This window comes from Pseudomonas alkylphenolica (assembly GCF_004025535.1).
GTDB classification, from domain to species: domain Bacteria; phylum Pseudomonadota; class Gammaproteobacteria; order Pseudomonadales; family Pseudomonadaceae; genus Aquipseudomonas; species Aquipseudomonas alkylphenolica_A.
The window spans coordinates 356,354-377,538 of the sequence record NZ_QJRG01000044.1 but is presented as its reverse complement, the minus strand read 5'-3'; the positions used below and the strand labels follow the sequence as shown (position 1 = coordinate 377,538).

The 21,185-nt window shown below is 62.2% G+C and carries 12 protein-coding genes; 9 read left to right on the top strand and 3 right to left on the bottom strand.

The genetic code is table 11. From position 1 onward, the window contains the following. The first annotated feature begins 68 nt into the window (after positions 1-68). The 3 genes from DM813_RS14455 (at position 69) to DM813_RS14445 (ending at position 7,422) form a co-directional block, all read left to right on the top strand. A complete protein-coding gene (locus tag DM813_RS14455) occupies positions 69-4,364 on the top strand; it encodes a DEAD/DEAH box helicase (protein WP_128324074.1) in 4,296 nt (1,431 codons plus the stop codon). A gap of 142 nt (positions 4,365-4,506) precedes the next feature. Further along, positions 4,507-6,126: an FMN-binding glutamate synthase family protein gene (locus DM813_RS14450; protein WP_128324073.1), complete on the top strand. Its 1,620-nt coding sequence runs from the start codon at positions 4,507-4,509 to the stop codon at positions 6,124-6,126. 174 nt (positions 6,127-6,300) lie between these two features. Beyond that, positions 6,301-7,422, top strand: coding sequence for an OpgC domain-containing protein (locus tag DM813_RS14445; RefSeq protein ID WP_128324072.1), 1,122 nt, complete (start codon positions 6,301-6,303; stop codon positions 7,420-7,422). 61 nt (positions 7,423-7,483) lie between these two features. Here DM813_RS14445 and DM813_RS14440 read toward each other — a convergent pair whose 3' ends face one another. Beyond that, a complete protein-coding gene (locus DM813_RS14440) occupies positions 7,484-8,905 on the bottom strand; it encodes an amino acid permease (RefSeq protein ID WP_128324071.1) in 1,422 nt (473 codons plus the stop codon). A gap of 439 nt (positions 8,906-9,344) precedes the next feature. On the opposite strand from DM813_RS14440, the gene DM813_RS14435 reads away from it, so the two are divergent. From DM813_RS14435 to DM813_RS14425, 3 genes are all read left to right on the top strand, one after another. Next, on the top strand, positions 9,345-12,479 hold the full coding sequence (locus tag DM813_RS14435; RefSeq protein WP_128324070.1) for a biosynthetic peptidoglycan transglycosylase: 3,135 nt from the start codon (positions 9,345-9,347) through the stop codon (positions 12,477-12,479). A gap of 170 nt (positions 12,480-12,649) precedes the next feature. Continuing rightward, positions 12,650-13,228, top strand: a complete 579-nt coding sequence (locus tag DM813_RS14430; protein ID WP_128324069.1) for a PadR family transcriptional regulator — start codon at positions 12,650-12,652, stop codon at positions 13,226-13,228. After that, positions 13,225-13,995: a siderophore-interacting protein gene (locus DM813_RS14425; protein ID WP_128324068.1), complete on the top strand. Its 771-nt coding sequence runs from the start codon at positions 13,225-13,227 to the stop codon at positions 13,993-13,995. Before DM813_RS14430 ends, DM813_RS14425 begins: the two co-directional genes overlap by 4 nt. A 9-nt stretch (positions 13,996-14,004) precedes the next feature. Here the strand turns inward: DM813_RS14425 and DM813_RS14420 are convergent, their stop codons facing one another. Both DM813_RS14420 and DM813_RS14415 read right to left on the bottom strand, forming a co-directional pair. After that, entirely contained in the window at positions 14,005-14,658 is a 654-nt protein-coding gene (locus tag DM813_RS14420; RefSeq protein WP_128324067.1) for a Pr6Pr family membrane protein, read from the bottom strand. Positions 14,659-14,662: 4 nt separating this feature from the next. Further along, complete coding sequence (locus DM813_RS14415; RefSeq protein WP_128324066.1) at positions 14,663-14,884, bottom strand: VF530 family DNA-binding protein; 222 nt, start codon at positions 14,882-14,884, stop codon at positions 14,663-14,665. A 199-nt stretch (positions 14,885-15,083) separates the two neighbouring features. Here DM813_RS14415 and DM813_RS14410 point away from each other — a divergent pair, with 199 nt between their 5' ends. The 3 genes from DM813_RS14410 (at position 15,084) to DM813_RS14400 (ending at position 21,143) form a co-directional block, all read left to right on the top strand. Then, positions 15,084-17,126 (top strand): TonB-dependent receptor, encoded by a 2,043-nt coding sequence (locus tag DM813_RS14410; RefSeq protein WP_128324065.1) that lies wholly within the window; start codon positions 15,084-15,086, stop codon positions 17,124-17,126. Between the two features lie 219 nt (positions 17,127-17,345). After that, positions 17,346-18,704, top strand: coding sequence for a carbohydrate porin (locus DM813_RS14405; protein WP_128324064.1), 1,359 nt, complete (start codon positions 17,346-17,348; stop codon positions 18,702-18,704). 30 nt (positions 18,705-18,734) lie between these two features. Beyond that, a complete protein-coding gene (locus DM813_RS14400) occupies positions 18,735-21,143 on the top strand; it encodes a glucose/quinate/shikimate family membrane-bound PQQ-dependent dehydrogenase (RefSeq protein WP_128324063.1) in 2,409 nt (802 codons plus the stop codon). Positions 21,144-21,185 lie beyond the last annotated feature (42 nt).

Genomic DNA, 21,185 nt, shown 5'->3' with positions numbered 1-21,185 from the left:
GTCGCTGCATCACCACGCGCTGACGAACGCCCCTTGCAACGTACTAAGCTTGGCCGCATAAACAGTCCATGAACCTGCCCGCGATGAACCACCCGGAACTGGCGGCTTTCCACCCGGCCGTACGTGCCTGGTTCCAGCGTCGCTTCCCGACCGTGACCGCCGCCCAGGCCCGAGCCTGGCCGCTGATTCGTCGCGGCCAGTCATTGCTGGTGGCGGCCCCCACCGGCTCAGGCAAGACGCTCACCGCGTTCCTGGCGATTCTCAACGAGCTGTTCGAGCAAGGCCTGGCCAACGGCGCGTTGCCCGAACAGACCCAGGTGATCTATGTCTCGCCGCTCAAGGCGCTGTCCAACGACATCCAGATCAACCTGCAAACTCCACTGTCCGGCATTAACCAGGCGCTGATCGAACAAGGCGCGGAGCCGCTGGCGATTCGCACCGCCGTGCGCAGCGGCGATACCCCGCAAAAGGATCGCAACGCGATGCGCCGCCAGGCGCCGCATATTCTGGTCACCACCCCCGAGTCACTGTATGTGCTGCTGGGCTCCGAATCCGGGCGCCAAGGCCTCGCCAGCGTGCACACGGTAATCGTCGACGAGATTCATGCCCTGGCGGGCAACAAGCGCGGCAGTCACCTGGCCTTGAGCCTGGAGCGCCTGCAAGCAATGTGCGCGCAGCCCCTGCGGCGCATCGGGCTGTCGGCCACCCAGCGTCCGATTGAACGCGTTGCCGAGTTCCTGACCGGCCAGGGTCGCACTTGCGCAATTGTCGATATCGGCCACGCCCGCGCCCGTGACCTGGCCCTGGAAGTCCCGCCCGTGCCGCTGGATGCGGTGATGGCCACCGATGTCTGGGGTTTGCTGTACGACCGCCTGGCAGCCCTGGCGCGCGAACACCGCACGACCTTGGTGTTCGTCAACACCCGGCGCCTGGCCGAACGCTTGACCCGCCACCTGAGCGAGCGCCTTGGCCCGGAGGCGGTCGCCGCGCATCACGGCAGCCTCGCCAAAGAACACCGTCTGGCGGCCGAGCAGCGCCTCAAGCGTGGCGAGCTGCAGGTGCTGGTGGCCACCGCGTCACTGGAACTGGGGATCGATATCGGTGAGGTCGAACTGGTGTGCCAGATCGGCTCGCCAGGCTCCATCTCGGCCTTTGTGCAACGGGTCGGGCGCTCCGGCCACCAGGTTGAGGGCACCCCCAAAGGGCGGCTGTTTCCACTCTCCCGCGATGACCTGATCGAATGCGCGGCCCTGCTCGACTGCGTGCGCCGTGGCGAACTGGACAGGCTGCACATTCCCGAGGCGCCACTGGATGTGCTGGCCCAGCAGATCGTTGCCGAGGTCAGCTGCCAGCCCTGGCAGGAGCAAGCGCTGTTCGACTGCCTACGCCAGGCCAAGCCCTACGCCAGGCTCGACCAGGGCCACTATCAAGCCCTGCTGACGATGCTCGCCGAGGGCTTCAATGGCCGCCAGGGCGTACGCAGCGCCTACCTGCACCGCGATGCCGTGACGGCCAGCCTGCGCGGACGACGCGGCAGCCGCCTGACTGCCCTGACCAGCGGCGGCACTATCCCCGACAACGCTGACTACGCGGTACTGCTGGAGCCTCAAGGGCTGAACATCGGCAGCGTCAATGAAGACTTTGCAGTGGAAAGCATCGCCGGCGACATCTTTCAGCTGGGCAATATCTCATACCGCATCCTGCGGGTGGAAAGCGGCAAGGTGCGGGTCGAGGATGCCAAGGGCCTGCCGCCGAGCATCCCGTTCTGGCTGGGTGAGGCACCGGGGCGCAGCGATGAGCTGTCATTCGCCGTTGCACGCCTGCAAGGCGAGATCGACCGGCGCCTGGCCACGCCCTCCGACCCGCAGCAAACGGCGCTCGACTACCTGCAGAGCGAGGTTGGCCTGGCGCCGGACAGCGCCGAACAACTGCTCGACTACCTGGCCCTGACGCGCCGGGTGCTGGGCGCGCTGCCGTCGCAAGACACCCTGATCATGGAACGCTTCTTCGACGAATCCGGTGGCACCCAACTGATCATCCACTCGCCCTTCGGCAGCCGGATCAACCGTGCCTGGGGCCTGGCCCTGCGCAAGCGCTTCTGCCGCACGTTCAATTTTGAATTGCAGGCGGCGGCCAGCGAAGACGCCATTGTGCTGTCGCTGTCGACCAGCCACAGTTTTGCTCTGGAGGAGGTGTGGCAGTACCTGTCGAGCAACACCGCCGAATCCATTCTGGTTCAGGCGCTGCTCGATGCACCGCTGTTTGGCGTACGCTGGCGCTGGAACGCCGGCGTTGCCCTGGCCTTGCCGCGCTTTGTCGGTGGCCGCAAGGTGGCCCCGCAGATCCAGCGCATGAAAAGCGAAGACCTGATCGCCGCCGTGTTCCCCGACCAGATTGCCTGCCTGGAGAACATCGTCGGCGAACGGCAGATCCCCGACCATCCGCTTGTCGAGCAAACGCTCTATGACTGCCTGCATGAGGCCATGGACTGCGCAGGCTGGCTGGCCTTGCTCAAACGCATCGAGCACGGCCAGATCACTCTGGTGTGTCGGGACCTGCCCGCGCCCTCGCCGCTTGCGGCAGCCATTCTCAATGCGCGGCCCTACACCTTTCTGGATGATGCGCCGCTTGAAGAGCGACGGACTCAGGCAGTGCAACGTCGGCGCTTCACGGATGTACAAAGCAACGACGACCTCGGCGCCCTCGACCCCGAGGCCATCTGCGCGGTGCAAGCCGAAGCCTGGCCAACACCTGACCGCAGCGATGAAATGCACGAGGCGCTAATGAGCCTTGGGTGCATCAGCCTGGAGGAGGTAACGGCCAACCCCGAATGGCACGCGTGGCTTGAAGCACTCGCCAGCGCCGGCCGGGCCTGCTACCTGCAAGTGGACGCAGGTCATGGTTTGTGGCTGCCCCGTGAGCGCCTGATGCTGCTGCGCAGTCTCTATCCAGATGCGACCTTGACCCCAGCCCTCGCGCCACTGCCCGGGTTTGACCGGCCCATCGAACCCGAAGCGGCGCTGGTGGAAGTGTTGCGTGCACGCCTGAGCGGTTTCGGGCCCCTCACCCTGGAACAGATCGCTGCACCGCTGCAACTGTCCAGCAACGTGCTGGAACAGGCGCTGGCCGTGCTCGAGGCGCAAGGCTATGTCATGCGCGGCTACTTCTGCCCCGAGCAAGTGGCGCTGCAATGGTGTGAACGCCACTTGCTCGCGCGCATTCATCGTTACACGGTCAAACGCCTGCGGCGAGAGATCGAGCCGGTCAGCCTGCAGGATTTCATGCGCTTTCTGTTCGACTGGCAGCACCTGTCAGCCATCACCCGCTTGCAAGGGCCGGCAGCGCTGACCGAGGTGCTCGCGCAAATGGAGGGCTATTCGGCCGCCGCCGGAGCCTGGGAAAGCGACCTGCTACCCAGCCGGATCAAAGACTACAGCCCGCGCTGGCTGGATGAGAGCTGCCGTGCCGGCAAGCATGTCTGGGCACGCCTGGCGCCCGGTGCGGCAAGCAACACCCTGCGCAGCACGCCTCTGGTGTTGTTACCCCGCCCGCAACTGAACCTCTGGCGTGCACTCGTCCCCGGCGCAGACAATAACCAATTGAGCCCACGTGCACAGCGGGTTCACACCGTGTTGAACGAGCACGGTGCGCTGTTTTTCGACGAACTGGTGCATGACGCGCACCTGCTACCCAGTGAACTGGAAACTGTTTTGCAGGAGCTGGTCGCCGCCGGCCTGGTCAGCGCCGACAGCTTTGCCGGCCTGCGCGCGCTCATTACCCCCGCCAACAAGCGTCAGGGCCGAAGCCACCGGCGTGGCCGCGGCCCGCTGTTCGGTGGTATGGAAGACGCCGGGCGCTGGTCCCTGCTGCGCAAAGCCACCGCCCCGGACAATCGCGAAGCTGGCCTGGAACACATTGCCCGTACCTTGTTGCGTCGTTACGGCGTGATCTGCTGGCGCCTGCTGGAGCGCGAGGCCGACTGGTTACCCAGCTGGCGCGAACTGCTGCGTTGCTACCATCGCCTCGAAGCCCGTGGCGAGATTCGTGGCGGGCGCTTTATCAGCGGCCTGGCAGGCGAACAGTTCGCCTTGCCCGAAGCCGTGGCACTGCTACGCGAAGTGCGCAGGCGTCCCGTGGACGACAGCCTGATTGCCATCAGTGCCAGCGACCCATTGAATCTGCTCGGCACGCTGCTGCCGGGCAACAAGGTGCCTGCGCTGAGCGGCAACCGCGTGCTCTACCGTGATGGCCTGCCGGTCGCCACCCTGGTTGCCGGAAGCCTTCATTACCTGGTTGAAATCGAACCGAACCAGCAGGGCCTGTTGCGCGACCGCTTGATCCGCGAGGGCAGTCTTGCGACGTAACCGGCAGTGCGCGAATGATTTTTACTCAATCGGTGCGCCTGCAAACCTTCATCTACCCAGGCTGGCGCTATCGCGCCCAACCGGGCTATGGTCGAGGATTGTCCAGGCCCTGAGCCTGACCGTGCCATCGCAAGGAACCCGTATGAGCCTGTCACTTCTCAGCCGCTACGCCTTTTTCGCCGCCTGTGTCCTGTTCACCCTGGCGAGCCTGCCGTTTCTGCACCATGAATGGCTGTGGCCCTTCACCCTGGGCACCGCAGTGCTCAGCCTGATCGGTATCGTCGACCTGCTGCAGAGCCGCCATGCGGTGCGGCGCAACTACCCGATACTGGGCAATATCCGTTACCTGGTAGAAGGCATTCGCCCGGAAATCCGCCAATACCTCCTGGAGGCCGACAGTGATGCCCTGCCCTTCTCCCGAGCGCAACGCTCACTGGTGTATGCGCGGGCGAAAAACGAAGCCTCCGACAAACCCTTCGGCACCTTGATCGATGTCTATCAGGCCGGGTTCGAGTTCATCGGCCATTCCATGCGCCCGGCCCCCTTGAGCGATCCGTCGAGTTTTCGCGTGATCGTCGGCGGGCCGCAGTGCACCCAGCCTTATTCGGCGTCGGTGTTCAACATCTCGGCCATGAGCTTCGGCTCGCTCAGCGCCAATGCCATCCGGGCGCTCAACCAGGGTGCCAAGCTGGGTAATTTCGCCCATGACACCGGCGAAGGCAGTATCAGCCCCTATCACCGCGAACACGGCGGTGACCTGACCTGGGAACTGGGCAGCGGCTATTTCGGCTGCCGCACCTCGGACGGCCGTTTCGATCCCGAGCGCTTTGCCGAGCAAGCGCGCAGCCCGCAAGTGCGCATGATCGAAATCAAGATGAGCCAAGGCGCCAAGCCCGGCCATGGCGGCATCCTGCCCAAGCACAAGGTCACCCGGGAAATTGCCGACACCCGTGGGGTGATGATGGGCGAAGACTGCATTTCCCCGTCGCGCCATAGCGCCTTCTCGACACCGATCGAGATGATGCAGTTCATTGCCCAGCTGCGTGAGCTGTCGGGCGGCAAGCCGGTCGGCTTCAAGTTCTGCCTGGGCCATCCGTGGGAATTCATGGGCATTGCCAAAGCCATGTTGCACACCGGCATCCTCCCGGACTTCATCGTCGTTGACGGCAAAGAAGGCGGCACCGGCGCCGCACCGGTGGAGTTCACCGACCATATCGGCGTACCCCTGCGTGAGGGCCTGTTGTTCGTGCACAACACCCTGGTCGGCCTGAATTTGCGCGACAAGATCAAACTCGGCGCCAGCGGCAAGATTGTCAGTGCCTTCGACATCGCCAGCGTGCTGGCCATCGGTGCCGACTGGGCCAACTCGGCGCGTGGCTTCATGTTCGCCATTGGCTGTATCCAGTCGCAAAGTTGCCACACCAACAAATGCCCCACCGGCGTCGCTACCCAGGATGCCTTGCGCCAGCGTGCCCTGGTGGTGCCGGACAAAGCCCAGCGAGTGTTCAACTTTCACCACAGCACGCTCAAAGCCCTGGCCGAAATGCTCGCCGCCGCCGGCCTGGATCACCCGTCACAGTTGGAGGCCAAACACCTGGTACGCCGTGTCTCGGCCACCGAGATCAAACTGTTCTCGCAGATGCATGTGTTCCTCAAGCCGGGCGAATTGCTCAGCGGCGAAATCAGCGGCGAGTTCTACTCACGGATGTGGCAGATGGCCCAGGCTGAGAGCTTCGAACCACGCACTATCGCGGCGGCATAAACCGGTAGCCCGTCGATCACGAAGTGAGACTGAGACATCCGGTAATACCCTCTCTTTGCAATCGTCGACAAAACTTGCAACCCTCCCGCCGCCGATCGGCCTGTCCCTGCAGCACGGAACCACTGCTGCAGGGCACCTATCCTTTACTGAAACACCCTCGCCAAGGCTTTCATCATGAACAACGGTCGCGACCATCGCATCGACTTCTATCGCGGACTGGCGCTGATCTTCATCTTCTGGGATCACATTCCCGGCAACCCGCTGGCCAACCTTACGGTGCGTAACGTTGGTTTCAGCGATGCCGCCGAAATATTCGTCTTCCTGGCCGGCTACGCGGCGGCGCTGGCCTACGGCAAGATTGCCCTGCGCGATGGCTGGCTGATCGCCAGCGTGCGTATTCTGCGCCGTGCCTGGGTGCTGTATGTGGTGCACATCTTCCTGTTGGTGCTGTTGATGGGAATCGTCTTCGTCGCCAACAACCATGTCGAAACCCGTGACATGATCCAGGAAATGGGCCTCTACTATTTCCTCAGCAACCCGCAACAAGCGCTGGTGGACGAACTGCTGCTGCGCTTCAAGCCCAACCTGATGGACCCGTTGCCGCTGTACATCCTGCTGCTGCTCGGCCTGCCGCTGGTGCTGCCGGCGATGCTACGCAAGGTCGAGTATGTAGTGGGTTTATCGGTCGCCCTGTACCTGCTGGCGCCGATGTTCCAGTGGAACCTCGCGGCCCAGGAAGGTGGCGTGTGGTTCTTTAATCCACTGGCCTGGCAACTGCTGTTTATCCTCGGCGGCGCCGTGGCGATACATGCCCAGCGTGAAAAGCCGCCGCAAACCCGAGCCCCCTGGCGTCAACCGCTGTTCGTGATGGCCACGATTTACCTGCTGGTGTGCGCCGTCATAGCCCTGTCCTGGCGCTGGCCTGCCGTGCATGACGCCTGGATGCCCAAGCTGCTCGCCGAATGGCTGTACCCGATCAGCAAGACCAACCTGTCGCCCGCGCGCTTGCTGCACTTCCTCGCCCTGGCCTATGTCACCGCCAAGCTGTTGCCGAGCGGGCGCTGGGTTGAAGGCTGGCTGGTGCAGCAAAGCTGCCGCATGGGGCGCTATTCGCTTGAGGTGTTCTGTTTTGGTGTACTGCTGGCACCGTTGGCCGACATGGCCAATGCGCTGGGTGGCGATACCTGGCCGGTGCAGGTAGTGACCGCGCTGGTCGGGGTGGGCTTGATGGTGTTGCTGGCGCTCTGGCTTGACCTGAACAAGCGCCTGGGGCGGCCGGTGCAAGTGCCGGCTTGAGCCTTTCTATAGAGTGGGCGCCGACCTGTCGGCGCCCACTTATTTGCGGTGTGCGTTCAGATCAGGACGCCGCGCGTGCCAGCTGAACGTCGTCAGCCTTGGGCGACAGCTTGAACACGAAGTACAGCGCCGTCAGCATGACCAGGAACGCCGGGCCGACGTACAGCGCCACACGGGTTTCCTCGAAGTAGGCCATCAAGCCGACCACCAGGATCAGGAACGCCAGTGCCAGGTAGGAGCTCAGCGGCCACAACCACATGCGGTACTTGAGCGCATCACGCTCGGCATTGGAGAGACCAGCGCGGAACTTGAGCTGGGCCAGCAGGATCATCACCCAGGTCCAGATCGCACCGAACGTGGCAATGGCCGTTACCCAGACGAAGACTTTCCCCGGTACCAGGTAGTTGGCCAGCACGCCCAGCAGCAGCGCCGCGATCGACAACAACAGGGCATTACGCGGCACACCACCTTTCGAGGTGCGGGCGAAAACCGCAGGTGCCTGGCCGTTCTGCGCCAGGCTGTAGAGCATGCGCCCGGTGCTGAAGATGCCGCCGTTGCACGACGACAGCGCCGCAGTGATCACCACGAAGTTGATGATGCCGGCGGCGGTCTTGATACCCAGGCGCTCGAAGGTCATCACGAACGGGCTGCCCTGGCTGCCGATTTCATTCCATGGGTAGATCGACAGGATCACGAACAGGGCACCCACATAGAACAGCAGGATGCGCCAGAACACCGAGCCGATGGCCTGGGGAATGGTCTTTTGCGGGTTGCGGGCTTCACCGGCAGTGAGGCCGATCATTTCTACGCCCAGGTAGGCGAACATCACCATCTGCAACGACATCAGCACACCGGTGACGCCGTTGGGCATGAAACCACCGTTGCTCCAGAGGTTGGAAATGCCCATCGCCACGCCGTCGTTACCGAAGCCAAAGGCAATGATGCCGATGCCGCCCAATACCATGGCAATGATGGTGACGACCTTGATCAGGGCAAACCAGAACTCGAACTCACCAAAGGCCTTGACCGCGATAAGGTTGATCGCACCCATGCTGCCCAGGGCAGCCAGGGCCCAGATCCAGCGGGGTACCTCGGGGAACCAGATGCCCATGTAGATGGCCACTGCAGTAATTTCCGCGACGCAGGTTACCAGCCACAGGAACCAATAGTTCCAGCCGGTGAGAAAGCCCGCCAATGGGCCGAGGTAGTCTTGGGCATAGCGGCTGAAGGAGCCTGCGACCGGGTTGTGCACGGCCATTTCGCCGAGTGCGCGCATGATCACCAGGATTGCCAGGCCACCGATGATGTAAGACAGCATGATTGCCGGACCGGCCATTTCAATGGCCTTGGCCGAGCCCAGGAACAGGCCGACACCGATACAGGCGCCCAGCGCCATCAGGCGAATATGTCGCTCGCCGAGTTCTCGTTTGAGTGGACCGCCCTGGGCGTTCTCACCAGGAGAAGGATGGTTGCCGACTGGCATAGAAATACAACCTCATTTTGTTATTGGATATAGACCGTTCGTGCAGGCCTGGTACCGCCGATAGGCGGGATACGCTGCCTTGCCGGGAGCCACCTCGTGAGCGGTCCCGTCTGCCGGCACGCAACATGCCGGCAAAGCGAAAGGGGCGAGCAGTATAGGAAGCCCTCTGCAGGGTATTTCACTATAAAGAGCAGGATATTTGGCGAGAAGTCTCGGCAAAAACCCTATTCACGGAGGGGCATTCCCCGTGATTTCTCCATTCCTACTTTCAGGGCGGCTAACATAGCACCAAAACAGGGCATTACAACCTCAACCAAAGGCGGACAAACCTCTAGGCTTTTAGGAAGTGCCTTACAACGCCTACAAATTTTTCACCAAATCCGCTCACCGTCTAAGCTTCAGACAAGCAAGACGAAAATACGAAGCCGGGCTGATAAATATGGGCGCATTGTGGCAATCGGAACCAACGAGTAAGGAAGCTCCCCCTGAATCCCTTGAAGAATCACCCTTGCCGAAAAGCCCCCGCCAGCGTCATCTGTGGTGGCGGCTGGTCTGGCTGGTGCTGCTGCTCGCCCTGATCGCACTGGGAATTGCCATCGCCAACGAAATGCACACCTCGCGCCTGCAATCGCGTGAGCTGAGCCAATACGCCTCGACACTCACCTACTCGCTGCAGCCAGGGCCCAGCGACGCCATCATTTATCCGGGTGAAGGCCCCTTCGACAAACGCCTGGGCTACAGCGCCCTGGGCGAGTTTTTGCCACGCCTGCTCAAACGCGATTACGTGGTCAGCGAACAGGTGCATTTCTCCCCGGCGCTGATGACCTACACCGAGCGTGGCTTCTTTGTGCCGTACAAAGAGAAGATCCAGGCAGGACTGTCGATCACCGACTGCAAGGGCGATGTGCTCTACCAGTACCACTACCCGCAGTTTCTCTACCCGGATTTCGATTCGATCCCCCCGGTCATCGTCAACAGCCTGCTGTTCATCGAGAACCGCGACCTGCTCGACCCCAACGACCCGAGTGCCAACCCGGCTGTGGACTGGCCTCGGTTTGCCAAGGCGGCCTACAGCCAGGTGGCGAAATACCTGGCCCTGCCCGGCCAGTCCGCTGGCGGCAGTACCTTGGCTACCCAGCTGGAAAAGTACCGCCACTCGCCGGATGGCCTGACGGTTTCCGGCGGCGAGAAAATCCGCCAGATGATTTCCGCCAGCGTAAGGGCCTACCAAGGTGGACCGCAGACGTTGGAAGCGCGCCAACGCATCGTGCGTGACTACCTCAACAGCGTGCCGCTGTCGGCAGTGCCTGGGCACGGCGAGGTGCACGGCATGGCCGAAGGCTTGCGGGTCTGGTACGGCGCCGACTTTGCGCAAGTCAACCAGGCCCTGGCGTCGACTGCCACCGACCCGCAAAGCATGGCGGCTCGCGGGTTAGCGTTGCGTCAGGTGCTGTCGTTGATGATCGCCCAGCGCCGCCCTTCGCATTTTCTGTCCAAAGGACGCAACGAACTGGCCGACCTGACCGACAGCCACATCCGCGTCCTCGCCGCCAGCAACATCGTCGACCAGCCACTGGCCGATGCAGCCCTGGCCAGCAAAGCGACCTTCCGCGACTGGGTGGCCCAGCCGACGATCCAGCCGATCGTCACCAACAAGGGCATCAGCGTTGCCCGCAGCCGCTTGTCCCTGGCACTGGCACGACCACTTTACGACCTCGACCGCCTGGACCTGTCGGCCACCAGCACCTTGCAGTCCGACCTGCAGGGCCAGGTCAGCCAGTACCTCAAAGACCTCGCCGACCCGGCGATTGCGGAAAAGCTCGGCTTGTTCGGTGAACGCCTGCTGACGCCGACCAGCACCACCCAGGTGCGCTACAGCTTCACCTTGCTGGAACGCACCGCCAACGGTTCACGGGTACGGGTACAGACCGACAGCACCGACCAGCCATTCGACATCAACGAAGGCAGCAAGCTGGAACTGGGATCCACCGCCAAATTGCGGGTGCTGACCAGTTACCTGGAGATCATTGCCGAGCTGCATGACAAGTATGCCGAGACTCCGGCCGCCGACCTCAAGAAGGTCCCGGTTGCCGAGCTCGACTTCATCACCCGCTGGTCTATCGACTACCTGATCCAGAACAAGGATCGCAACATCACCGCGATGCTCGATGCAGCGCTCAATCGCAAATATTCGGCCAGCCCCGGCGAAGCGTTCTTCACTGGCGGCGGCATGCATGTGTTCAACAACTTCCGCAAAGAAGACAACAACCGCATCCCGACACTCAAGGACGCCCTGCGCGAGTCGATCAACCTGCCCTTCATCCGCCTGATGCGCGACCTGGTGCGCTACAGCACCTATCAGGCGCCGGGTAACAGCGCCAGCCTGCTCAAAGACGATGCCGAGCCCCGTCGGCAGGAATACCTGGCACGCTTTGCCGACAAGGAAGGGACCGACTACCTGCGCAGGTTCTGGAAAAAGTACCAGCGCAAATCATCGCAACAACGCCTGGATACCTTCCTTGACGGCTTGCGGGTCACCCCGATGCGTCTGGCGGCCGTGCACCGTTACCTGTTTCCCGAAGCCGACCAGGCCACCTTCAATGCTTTCGTTCGCGCCCACATGAAAAAGGAGCTGCAGGAAACCAAGCGTGCCCCGACCAAACAGGACGCGGTGACCGACAAGCGCCTGGATGACATGTACTTTGCCTATGGTCCGGGCAACTACGACTTGCCCGATCAGGGTTATATCGCCAAGGTCCACCCGCTGGACTTGTGGCTACTGGGTTATCTGCTGAAAAATCCCACGGCCAGTTTCCAGGATGCGACCCAGGCCAGCGAGTTCGAACGCCAGGAAGTCTACAGCTGGCTGTTCAAGAGCCGGCACAAAGGCGCCCGCGACAGTCGCATCCGTACCCTGGTGGAAATCGAAGCCTTCCTGGATATTCACCGGCGCTGGAAGCGCGTCGGCTACCCGTTCGATCACCTGGTGCCTTCACTGGCCACCGCCATCGGCAGCTCGGGCGATCGCCCGGCAGCCCTGGCCGAGCTGATCGGCATCATTCAGAACGATGGTATTCGCCTGCCCGTATTGCGTATCGACACTCTGCACTTTGCCGCCGACACACCGTATGAAACGCGCCTGGCGGGTGACCCCGACCTGGGCCAACGGGTATTGTCGGTGGAAGTTGCGCGGGCGCTGCGTGGTGCACTTTCGCAGGTAGTCGATGCCGGGACGGCGCGGCGCGTGTCCGGCAGTTTCAAACTCAACGACGGCACCCCGATGGTCATGGGCGGCAAAACCGGTACCGGTGACAACCGCATTGAAAGCTTCGGCGCCGGTGGCCGGCTGATCGGCTCGCGGGCGCTCAACCGTACCGCGACGTTCGTGTTCTTCCTGGGCGACAACCACTTCGGCACCCTCACCGCCTTCGTACCGGGACGCGCCGCCGAAGCCTTCAAGTTCACCTCGGCGTTGCCGGTGCAAGTGCTCAAAGGCATGGCACCGATCCTCACACCGTACTTGCAACCAGGCACCCATACCCTGTGCAAGGCACCGCAAGTGGCGCAAAAGTAGCCATTTCAGCAGGCAGGTTCAGGCGGATAAGCAACGCCTGAACCTGCGTATTTGCTACTACCACTCATCACCTGCCTGTGATTAATGAGAATAATTCTCACGACCACGCTTGCTTTAAGATATATCTTGAGTACTATCTGAAGATACATCTAACGCAACGGGAGACTTCCATGCGTGAACATCACCCCCACCACCCTCATCGTGACCCTGGCGAACGCCACGACGGTTTCGAACGCCGCCACAGCCGCGAACGTGGCGACCGCGGCCCACGGGTCTTTGCCCCCGGCGACCTGAAACTGCTGCTGCTGTCGATGCTGGCCGAGCAGCCGTGTCATGGCTACGACCTTATCCGCCAGATCGAAGGCCTGTTTGGCGGCCACTACAGCCCAAGCCCTGGCGTGATTTATCCGACGTTGACCTTCTTAGAAGAGAGCGACTTGATCGTCAGCCAGCCGCACGGCAGCAAGAAACTCTACAGCGTCACCCCGGCCGGCCTTGAGTCACTGGCCGAGCAAGCCGTCGCCCTGGATGGCGTGCGCATGCGCATTGAAGTGAGCAAGCGCTCGCTGGTCGGCCACGATCGCCCGCAAGAAATCCACGAAGCGATCCACAACCTGCGCCATGCCTTGCAAATGCACAGCGGTCGCTGGAACCCGCAAGAGATCGAACGCGTCCGTACCCTGATCAACAACACCGCCAAAGCCATCGTTGCCGGCCCCACTGCAACCCCCTCGGAGCATGCCGAATGAGTGTCAACGACAACGCCACGATTCACCGCGTCAACCACGAGATCAAACGCCGCCGCCTGCAAGTGCTGCGCGTCACCGACCTGACCCCACGCATGCGCCGCATCACCCTCGGCGGTGAGCAACTCGAGGGGTTCATCAGCCTCGGCAGCGATGACCACATCAAACTGCTGTTCGCCTGCTCGCCTGAAGAACAGGCCGCACTGGATGGTTTTGACATGGGCAACGAGGGCGTGCGCCCGACCATGCGCGAATACACCCCACGCCGTATTGACCTGGCGGCCGGTGAACTGGACATCGACTTTGTCTTGCACGGCGATGGCCCTGCTTCGACCTGGGCCGCTCAGGCGCAAGCCGGACAGCTCCTCAACATCGCCGGCCCGCGTAGCTCGATGGTGGTACCGGATATTTTCGACAGCTACCTGCTGATCGGCGATGAAACGGCGATCCCGGCCATCGCCCGGCGCCTGGAAGAACTGCCGGCCACCCGCAAGGTGCTGGCGGTGATCGAAATTGAAGATGCCCAAGAGCAACAGCCACTGCTGACTCAGGCGCAACTGGAAGTGATCTGGGTACAGCGTCATCAGCAAGATCTGCTGGAGGTGGTGAAGAACCTGACCCTGCCTGAAGGTCAGCTGTACACCTGGGTCGCCCTGGAAAAAGCCCTGACGCGTAAAACCAAACGTCTGTTGATCGACGACAAAGGCGTCAACGAAGACCTGATCAAGGCCGCCGCCTACTGGCACCTCGACCCGCACGATGACGAGTGAACCGGCACTTCAGGGTTGCGTCCTGGCCTTGGCCAGGCGCCCGCCCTGCCAATGGTCCAGCGCCAGTATCACTCCACCGATGGCAATGAAGCCGAACAGGATCGACAAGGCGTTAAAGACCACCTGCGCATACCCCAGTTTGCTCACGTCTATGAACGGATAGGGATAGACCCCGATCGAATGCCCGCGCAGCAGCGCAAAGGCAAAATACCCCAGCGGATACAGCAACCACAGCGCCAGATGCTTCAGGCGCAGGCTGCCTTTATCCACGCAGCACCACCAATAGGCGACGAACAATAGCGGCATCACATCATGCAGCAACTCATCGGCCAGCCACTGCCAACCTTGCGGATGCCACAAGTGACGTAACAAAAGGCTGTAGGCCAGGCCAACCAGAATGATGCTGGCAGCGATCCCCGAACTGACGGCCGGGGCGAGGAAAAAGCGCCGCGCTGCAGACGCCTTGCCGAAAGCTGCCTGGCTGAGCACTACCGCCACCAGGGTATTAGTCAACACCGTGAAGTAGCTGAAGAAATTGATCAGGCCACCAATCAGGCTCGCCTGCTCCTGCCAACGCGCGAAAAATACCAGATACATCTGGATGGCCAGCGCACTCCAGCCCAGACAGGCCGCCAGGCCGATCACGACCTCGCGCCGGGCCATGGGCTTAACGACCGCGCTGTAGCTTCAGGTACAAACGCTCGACCTTCTCCCGTGCCCAGGGCGTGCGGCGCAAAAAGGTCAGGCTGGACTTGATACTGGGGTCAGCTTTGAAACAGCGGATGTCGATACGCTCGGCCAGCCCTTCCCATTGGTAGTGCGCTACCAGGGCGGTGAGGATCTGCTCCAGGGTCACGCCATGCAGCGGATTGGGGTTGGCGGTGGTCATGCCTGTGCTCCAGCGAATCAAAGGTGCGCACCTTAGCCCAGGGTCGGGTTGCAAGTCTTCAGACATTTCAACTTTCAAGGCGCTTTCAGCTGACAGTCTAGTGCGCGCAAAGGCTCTGGTCAGCGCAAGGGCGTTTAAATCGAATTAGCAATGTTATATTGTATCAATACTATGACACTGCCAAGGACCCTCGTTGCCCATGCGTCACTTCCCCCTTCGACTTTCGCCGCTCGCCGCCGCACTGTATTTCACTTCACCGCTAGGCCAGGCGGTGGAGCTTGAACCTCAGGTCATCACCGCCAACCCGCTCGGCAACAGCCAACTGGCCGCACCGACGACCGTACTTGCAGGCGATACCCTTGCCCTGCAACAAAAAGGCAGCCTCGGGCAAACCCTGAACAACCAGCCAGGCGTTGCCTCAACCTGGTTCGGTCCCGGCGCCAGCCGCCCGGTGATCCGGGGCCTGGATGGCGATCGCATCCGCATTCTGCGCAATGGCGTCGGCGCCCTGGATGCCTCGTCCCTGTCTTACGACCACGCAGTGCCTTTGGACCCGGCGACCGTGGAGCGCATCGAGATCGTCCGCGGCCCGGCCGCCCTGCTCTACGGTGGTAATGCCGTCGGCGGCGTGGTCAACAGCTTTGACAACCGCATCCCGACTGCCCCCATCGACGGTATCCACGGCGCTGGCGAACTGCGTTACGGAGGCGCCGACACCACCCGCAGCAGTGCGGGCAAACTCGAGGCGGGTGATGGTCGCTTTGCCTTGCACCTGGATGCCAACAGCCGCCAGTTCAACGACCTGCGCATTCCCGGTTACGCCCGCAGTGGCAACGTGCGTAACGCTGACGAACCGGGCTCGCGCCACCGCCTGGAGAACAGCGACGGCCGCCAGGACGGTGGCGCACTGGGCGGTGCCTATCACTGGGACCACGGCTACGCGGGGCTGTCCTATAGCCGTTACGACGCCAACTACGGTTCGGTCGCAGAGCCCGGTGTGCGCCTGGACATGCAACAGGATCACTATGGCTTCGCCTCGGAACTGCGCGATCTGGACGGCCCGTTCAGTGCGCTGAAATTCGACGTCGGCTACACCGATTACCAGCACCGTGAGCTCGAGGGCGGCGAGGTACACACCACGTTCAAGAACAAGGGCTACGAGGCACGGGTAGAAGCCCGGCATCAACCTTTCGGGCCCGTCGAGGGTATGGTTGGCGCGCAAGTAACCCGCAGCGAGTTCTCGGCATTAGGCGAAGAGGCATTCGTCCCGCAGACCGATACCGACAGCCTGGCGCTGTTCATGCTCGAACAGTGGCAAGCCACTGAACGCCTGAACCTGAGCCTGGGCGGACGCCTGGAACATACCCGGGTCGACCCCGACAGCCTGGGCAGTGAGCGCTTTGCCCACGCTGACAGCACCAGCAGCTTCACCGCTGCCAGCCTGTCGTCCGGCGCGGTGTACGAGCTGACGCCAGTCTGGTCGCTGGCGGCAACCTTGGGTTACACCGAGCGAGCCCCGACCTTCTACGAGTTGTATGCCAATGGTGCCCACGTCGCCACCGGCACTTATGAAGTCGGCGATCCGGACCTGGGTAAGGAAAAAGCCATTTCCAGCGACCTGGCACTGCGCTTCGACAACGGCGTGCACAAAGGCAGTGTCGGCGTGTTCTACAGCCATTTCCGCAACTACATCGGCCTGCTGGCCAGTGGCGAAATGCGTGAAGGGCACGAGCATGATCACGGTGACGAGGACCACGACCATGACCACGGCGGTGACATGCCCGAGTACCTGTACAAGGGGGTGCGTGCGCGCTTCTACGGTATTGAAGCCCAGGACCGCTGGCAGTTGACGCAAAACCGGCTGGGGAGTTTCGCCCTGGAGTTGTCGGGCGACTACACGCGGGCCAAAAATCTGGACAGCGGTGAGGACTTGCCCCGTATCGCGCCCCTGCGATTGAACAGTGGCCTGCTGTGGGAACTGGAACGTTGGCAGGCGCGTGTCGATGTTCAGCATGCCAGCGCCCAGCATCGCAAACCGGACAATGAAACCAGCACCGATGGCTACACCACCCTCGGTGCCAGCGTCGGTTACCGGTTCGATATCGGTCAGAGTGAGTGGTTGGCGTTTGTGCGCGGTGAGAACCTCACGGACCAGACGGTGCGCTATGCCAGCTCCATTTTGCGTGACATCGCACCGGCGCCGGGGCGCAGTATCGAGGTAGGTCTGCGTACATCCTTCTAAGCCAACTGTCTGTGTGGGAGCACGCTCCCACCTGGACTGTTACCAATCCGGCAACGATCCCTCTTGTTGAATTGACTTTTTTTCTTACAAATTCAGCTATATCCTCTCCGCCGCAAGCTGAACCGCTTCAGTCAAATCCCCTGACCGCCTTATCGCCGAAGATCCTCAGGACCCGGCGCCCTTGCCGTTTACTCAACAATCAAAAGATAGCGCTATCTCATGCCTCAGATTCATCGTTTCCGCCTTTCTCCCGCCACCCGGACACTGCTTTCGGGTCTGGCCATCGCCAGCCTTGCCCCCTGTACCCAGGCTGATGCGATGTTCGCCAGCGACTCGCCATGGATGCTCGGCGATTGGGGCGGCACCCGCACGGAGCTGGCTGAACGCGGCTACGACTTCACTCTCGGCTACACCGGCGAAATGGGCGCCAACCTGCACGGCGGCTACGACGACAACCAAACCGCGCGCTACAGTGGCCAGTTCGCCCTCGGTACACACCTGGACCTGCAGAAAATCCTCGGTTGGCATGACACCGAGTTCCAGTTGACCGTCACCCAGCGCCATGGCGACAACATCAGCAACGACCGTATCAACGACCCGCGCGTGGGTGGGTTCACTTCGGCCCAGGAAGTCTGGGGGCGCGGCCAGACCTGGCGCCTGACCCAAATGTGGATCAAGCAGAAATACTTCGATGGTGCACTGGATGTGAAGTTTGGCCGCTTCGGCCAGGGCGAAGACTTCAACAGCTTCCCCTGCGACTTCCAGAACCTCGCCTTCTGCGGCTCGCAGGTCGGCAACTGGGCCGGTGACATCTGGTACAACTGGCCGGTCAGCCAGTGGGCGCTGCGGGTCAAATACAACCTCTCTCCCGAGCTCTACGCGCAGATCGGTGCCTACGAGCAAAACCCCTCGAACCTCGACCGAGGCAACGGCTTCAAGCTCAGCGGCAGTGGCACCCAGGGTGCAGTAATGCCGATCGAACTGGTGTGGACGCCGACACTTGATGGCCTGAAAGGGGAATATCGCGCCGGTTACTACTACAGTAATGCCAAGGCAACTGATGTCTATAAAGACAGCAACGACCAACCGGCAGCGCTGAGTGGCCAGGCATATCGCAGCAGTTCGAGCAAACACGGCTTCTGGCTCGGCGCCCAGCAGCAGGTGACGTCGATAGCTTCCGACCACTCCCGTGGCCTGAGCGTATTCGCCAACGCCACCCTGCACGACAAGAAGACCAATGCCATCGACAACTATGTTCAGGCAGGTGTGGTGTACAAGGGGCCTTTCGACGCCCGCGCCAAGGACGATATCGGCTTCGCCCTGGCCCGCGTGCACGTCAACCCTGCCTACCGCAAGAACGCCAAGGCACTCAATGAAGCCAACGGCGTCAGCGACTACAACGATCCCCTGTTCCGTCCGATCCAGGACACCGAGTACAGCGCCGAGCTGTATTACGGCATACACCTGGCCGACTGGCTGACGGTGCGCCCGAACCTGCAGTACATCCGCCACCCCGGTGGGGTGCACCAGGTCGACGACGCATTGATCGGCGGGCTCAAGATTCAAAGCAGTTTTTAATCAACCTTTTGACCTAACGGAGAACACACGATGAGCACTGATGGTGCCTTGAGTAGAACCCGCTGGCTGCCACGCCTGCTGGGCGTGCTGCTGCTACTGATGGGCCTGGCCCTGTTCGCGGGCGGCATCAAGCTGAGCCAGCTTGGCGGGTCGCTGTACTACCTGATCGCCGGTATTGGCTTTGCCCTGTCGGGCATTCTCTTGCTGGCACTGCAGCGCACTGCCCTGGGCCTGTACGGCCTGGTCCTGCTGGGCAGCACCCTGTGGGCTCTATGGGAAGTCGGCCTGGACTGGTGGCAACTGGTGCCACGCCTGGCCCTGTGGTTCGCCTTGGGCGTGGTGTTGCTGCTGCCATGGGCGCGTCGTCCGCTTAAGGGTAACCCCACCAAGATCAACCCGGCTCTACTCAGCCTGGCCGTAGTGCTCTCCGGTGCCACCGCCGTTGCCAGCCAGTTCACCCATCCCGGTGAAATCAAGGGCAAGCTCGGTCGCGACAGCACCGGCCTGACCAGCACCGCCCCGCAAATGCCCGATGGCGAATGGCAGGCGTATGGCCGCACCGAGTTTGGTGACCGCTATTCGCCGCTGCGCCAGATCACCCCGGACAACGTGCACAAGCTACAAGAAGCCTGGCGTATTCGCACCGGTGACCTGCCGACCGAAAACGACCCGGTGGAGCTGACCAACCAGAACACCCCGCTCAAGGTCAACGGCATGCTCTATGCCTGCACCGCCCACAGCAAAGTGCTGGCCCTGGATCCGGACACCGGCGCTGAAATCTGGCGTTTCGACCCGCAGATCAAGAGCCCGGTCGGCTTCAAAGGCTTTGCCCACATGACCTGCCGCGGTGTCTCGTATTACGACGAGAACAGCTACGTCAACGTTGATGGCAGCCCGGCGCCGAAGATCTCCGACGCAGGCAAAGCCGTAGCCCTGTCTTGCCCGCGCCGCCTGTACCTGCCCACCGCCGATGCACGCCTGATCGCCCTGAACGCCGACACCGGCAAGGTCTGCGAAGGCTTCGGCAACCAGGGTGTGATCGACCTGACCACCGGTATTGGCCCGTTCACCGCAGGTGGCTACTACTCCACCTCGCCGGCAGCCATCACCCGTGAACTGGTGATCATTGGCGGCCATGTCACCGACAACGAATCGACCAACGAGCCGTCGGGCGTCATCCGCGCCTACGATGTGCATGATGGCCGACTGGTGTGGAACTGGGACAGCAACAACCCGGACGACACCGCACCGCTGGCACCCGGCAAGACCTACAGCCGTAACTCGGCGAACATGTGGTCGCTGGCCAGTGTCGACGAAAAACTCGGCATGGTGTTCCTGCCGCTCGGTAATCAGACCCCTGACCAATGGGGCGCCGACCGTACCCCGGGCGCGGAAAAGTTCAGCGCCGGCATCGTCGCGCTGGACCTGGCCAACGGTAAAGTCCGCTGGAACTACCAGTTCACCCACCACGACCTGTGGGACATGGACGTCGGCAGCCAACCTACCCTGCTTGACCTGAAGACCGCCGACGGCGTCAAACCTGCACTGATCGCCCCGACCAAACAGGGCAGCCTGTATGTTCTGGACCGTCGTGACGGCACGCCAATCGTACCGATTCGCGAAATTCCGGCGCCGCAAGGCGCTGTAGAAGGCGATCACACTGCGCCGACCCAGGCCCGTTCGGACCTCAACCTGCTTGGCCCGGACCTGACCGAACAAGCCATGTGGGGTGCCAGCCCGTTCGACCAGATGCTTTGCCGCATCCAGTTCCGCGAGCTGCGCTACGAAGGCCAGTACACCCCGCCGTCGACGCAGGGCAGCCTGGTCTACCCCGGCAACGTTGGCGTGTTCAACTGGGGCAGCGTCTCGGTCGACCCGGTGCGTCAACTGCTGTTCACCTCGCCAAACTACATGGCTTTCGTCTCGAAGATGGTACCGCGTGAGCAAGTGGCTGCCGGCAGCAAGCGCGAGAGCGAGACCAGCGGCGTACAGCCGAATACCGGCGCACCGTATGCAGTCATCATGCACCCGTTCATGTCGCCGCTTGGCGTACCGTGCCAGGCGCCAGCCTGGGGCTATGTCGCCGGTATCGACCTGACCACCAACCAGGTGGTGTGGAAGCACAAGAACGGTACCAGCCGTGACAGCTCACCGATCCCGATCGGCCTGCCGATTGGCGTACCGAGCATGGGCGGCTCCATCGTCACCGCTGGCGGCCTGGGCTTCCTCAGCGGCACCCTGGATCAGTACCTGCGGGCCTACAACACCAACACCGGCAAGGAGCTGTGGAAAGCGCGCCTGCCGGCCGGTGGCCAGGCCACGCCGATGACCTACACGGGCAAGGACGGCAAGCAGTACGTGCTGGTGACTGCCGGCGGTCACGGATCGCTGGGCACCAAGATGGGTGACTATGTCATCGCTTATAAGCTGGCGGAATAGGCCTTAGCGCCACGTTACAGGCTACAGGCTGCAAGCCCCGCA

Bases quoted from the DNA above. Each gene is read 5' to 3' on its own strand.
- DM813_RS14455 (WP_128324074.1), top strand. From the start codon at position 69: ATGAACCTGCCCGCGATGAACCACCCGGAACTGGCGGCTTTCCACCCG.
- DM813_RS14450 (WP_128324073.1), top strand. From the start codon at position 4,507: ATGAGCCTGTCACTTCTCAGCCGCTACGCCTTTTTCGCCGCCTGTGTC.
- DM813_RS14445 (WP_128324072.1), top strand. From the start codon at position 6,301: ATGAACAACGGTCGCGACCATCGCATCGACTTCTATCGCGGACTGGCG.
- DM813_RS14440 (WP_128324071.1), bottom strand. From the start codon at position 8,905: ATGCCAGTCGGCAACCATCCTTCTCCTGGTGAGAACGCCCAGGGCGGT.
- DM813_RS14435 (WP_128324070.1), top strand. From the start codon at position 9,345: ATGGGCGCATTGTGGCAATCGGAACCAACGAGTAAGGAAGCTCCCCCT.
- DM813_RS14430 (WP_128324069.1), top strand. From the start codon at position 12,650: ATGCGTGAACATCACCCCCACCACCCTCATCGTGACCCTGGCGAACGC.
- DM813_RS14425 (WP_128324068.1), top strand. From the start codon at position 13,225: ATGAGTGTCAACGACAACGCCACGATTCACCGCGTCAACCACGAGATC.
- DM813_RS14420 (WP_128324067.1), bottom strand. From the start codon at position 14,658: ATGGCCCGGCGCGAGGTCGTGATCGGCCTGGCGGCCTGTCTGGGCTGG.
- DM813_RS14415 (WP_128324066.1), bottom strand. From the start codon at position 14,884: ATGACCACCGCCAACCCCAATCCGCTGCATGGCGTGACCCTGGAGCAG.
- DM813_RS14410 (WP_128324065.1), top strand. From the start codon at position 15,084: ATGCGTCACTTCCCCCTTCGACTTTCGCCGCTCGCCGCCGCACTGTAT.
- DM813_RS14405 (WP_128324064.1), top strand. From the start codon at position 17,346: ATGCCTCAGATTCATCGTTTCCGCCTTTCTCCCGCCACCCGGACACTG.
- DM813_RS14400 (WP_128324063.1), top strand. From the start codon at position 18,735: ATGAGCACTGATGGTGCCTTGAGTAGAACCCGCTGGCTGCCACGCCTG.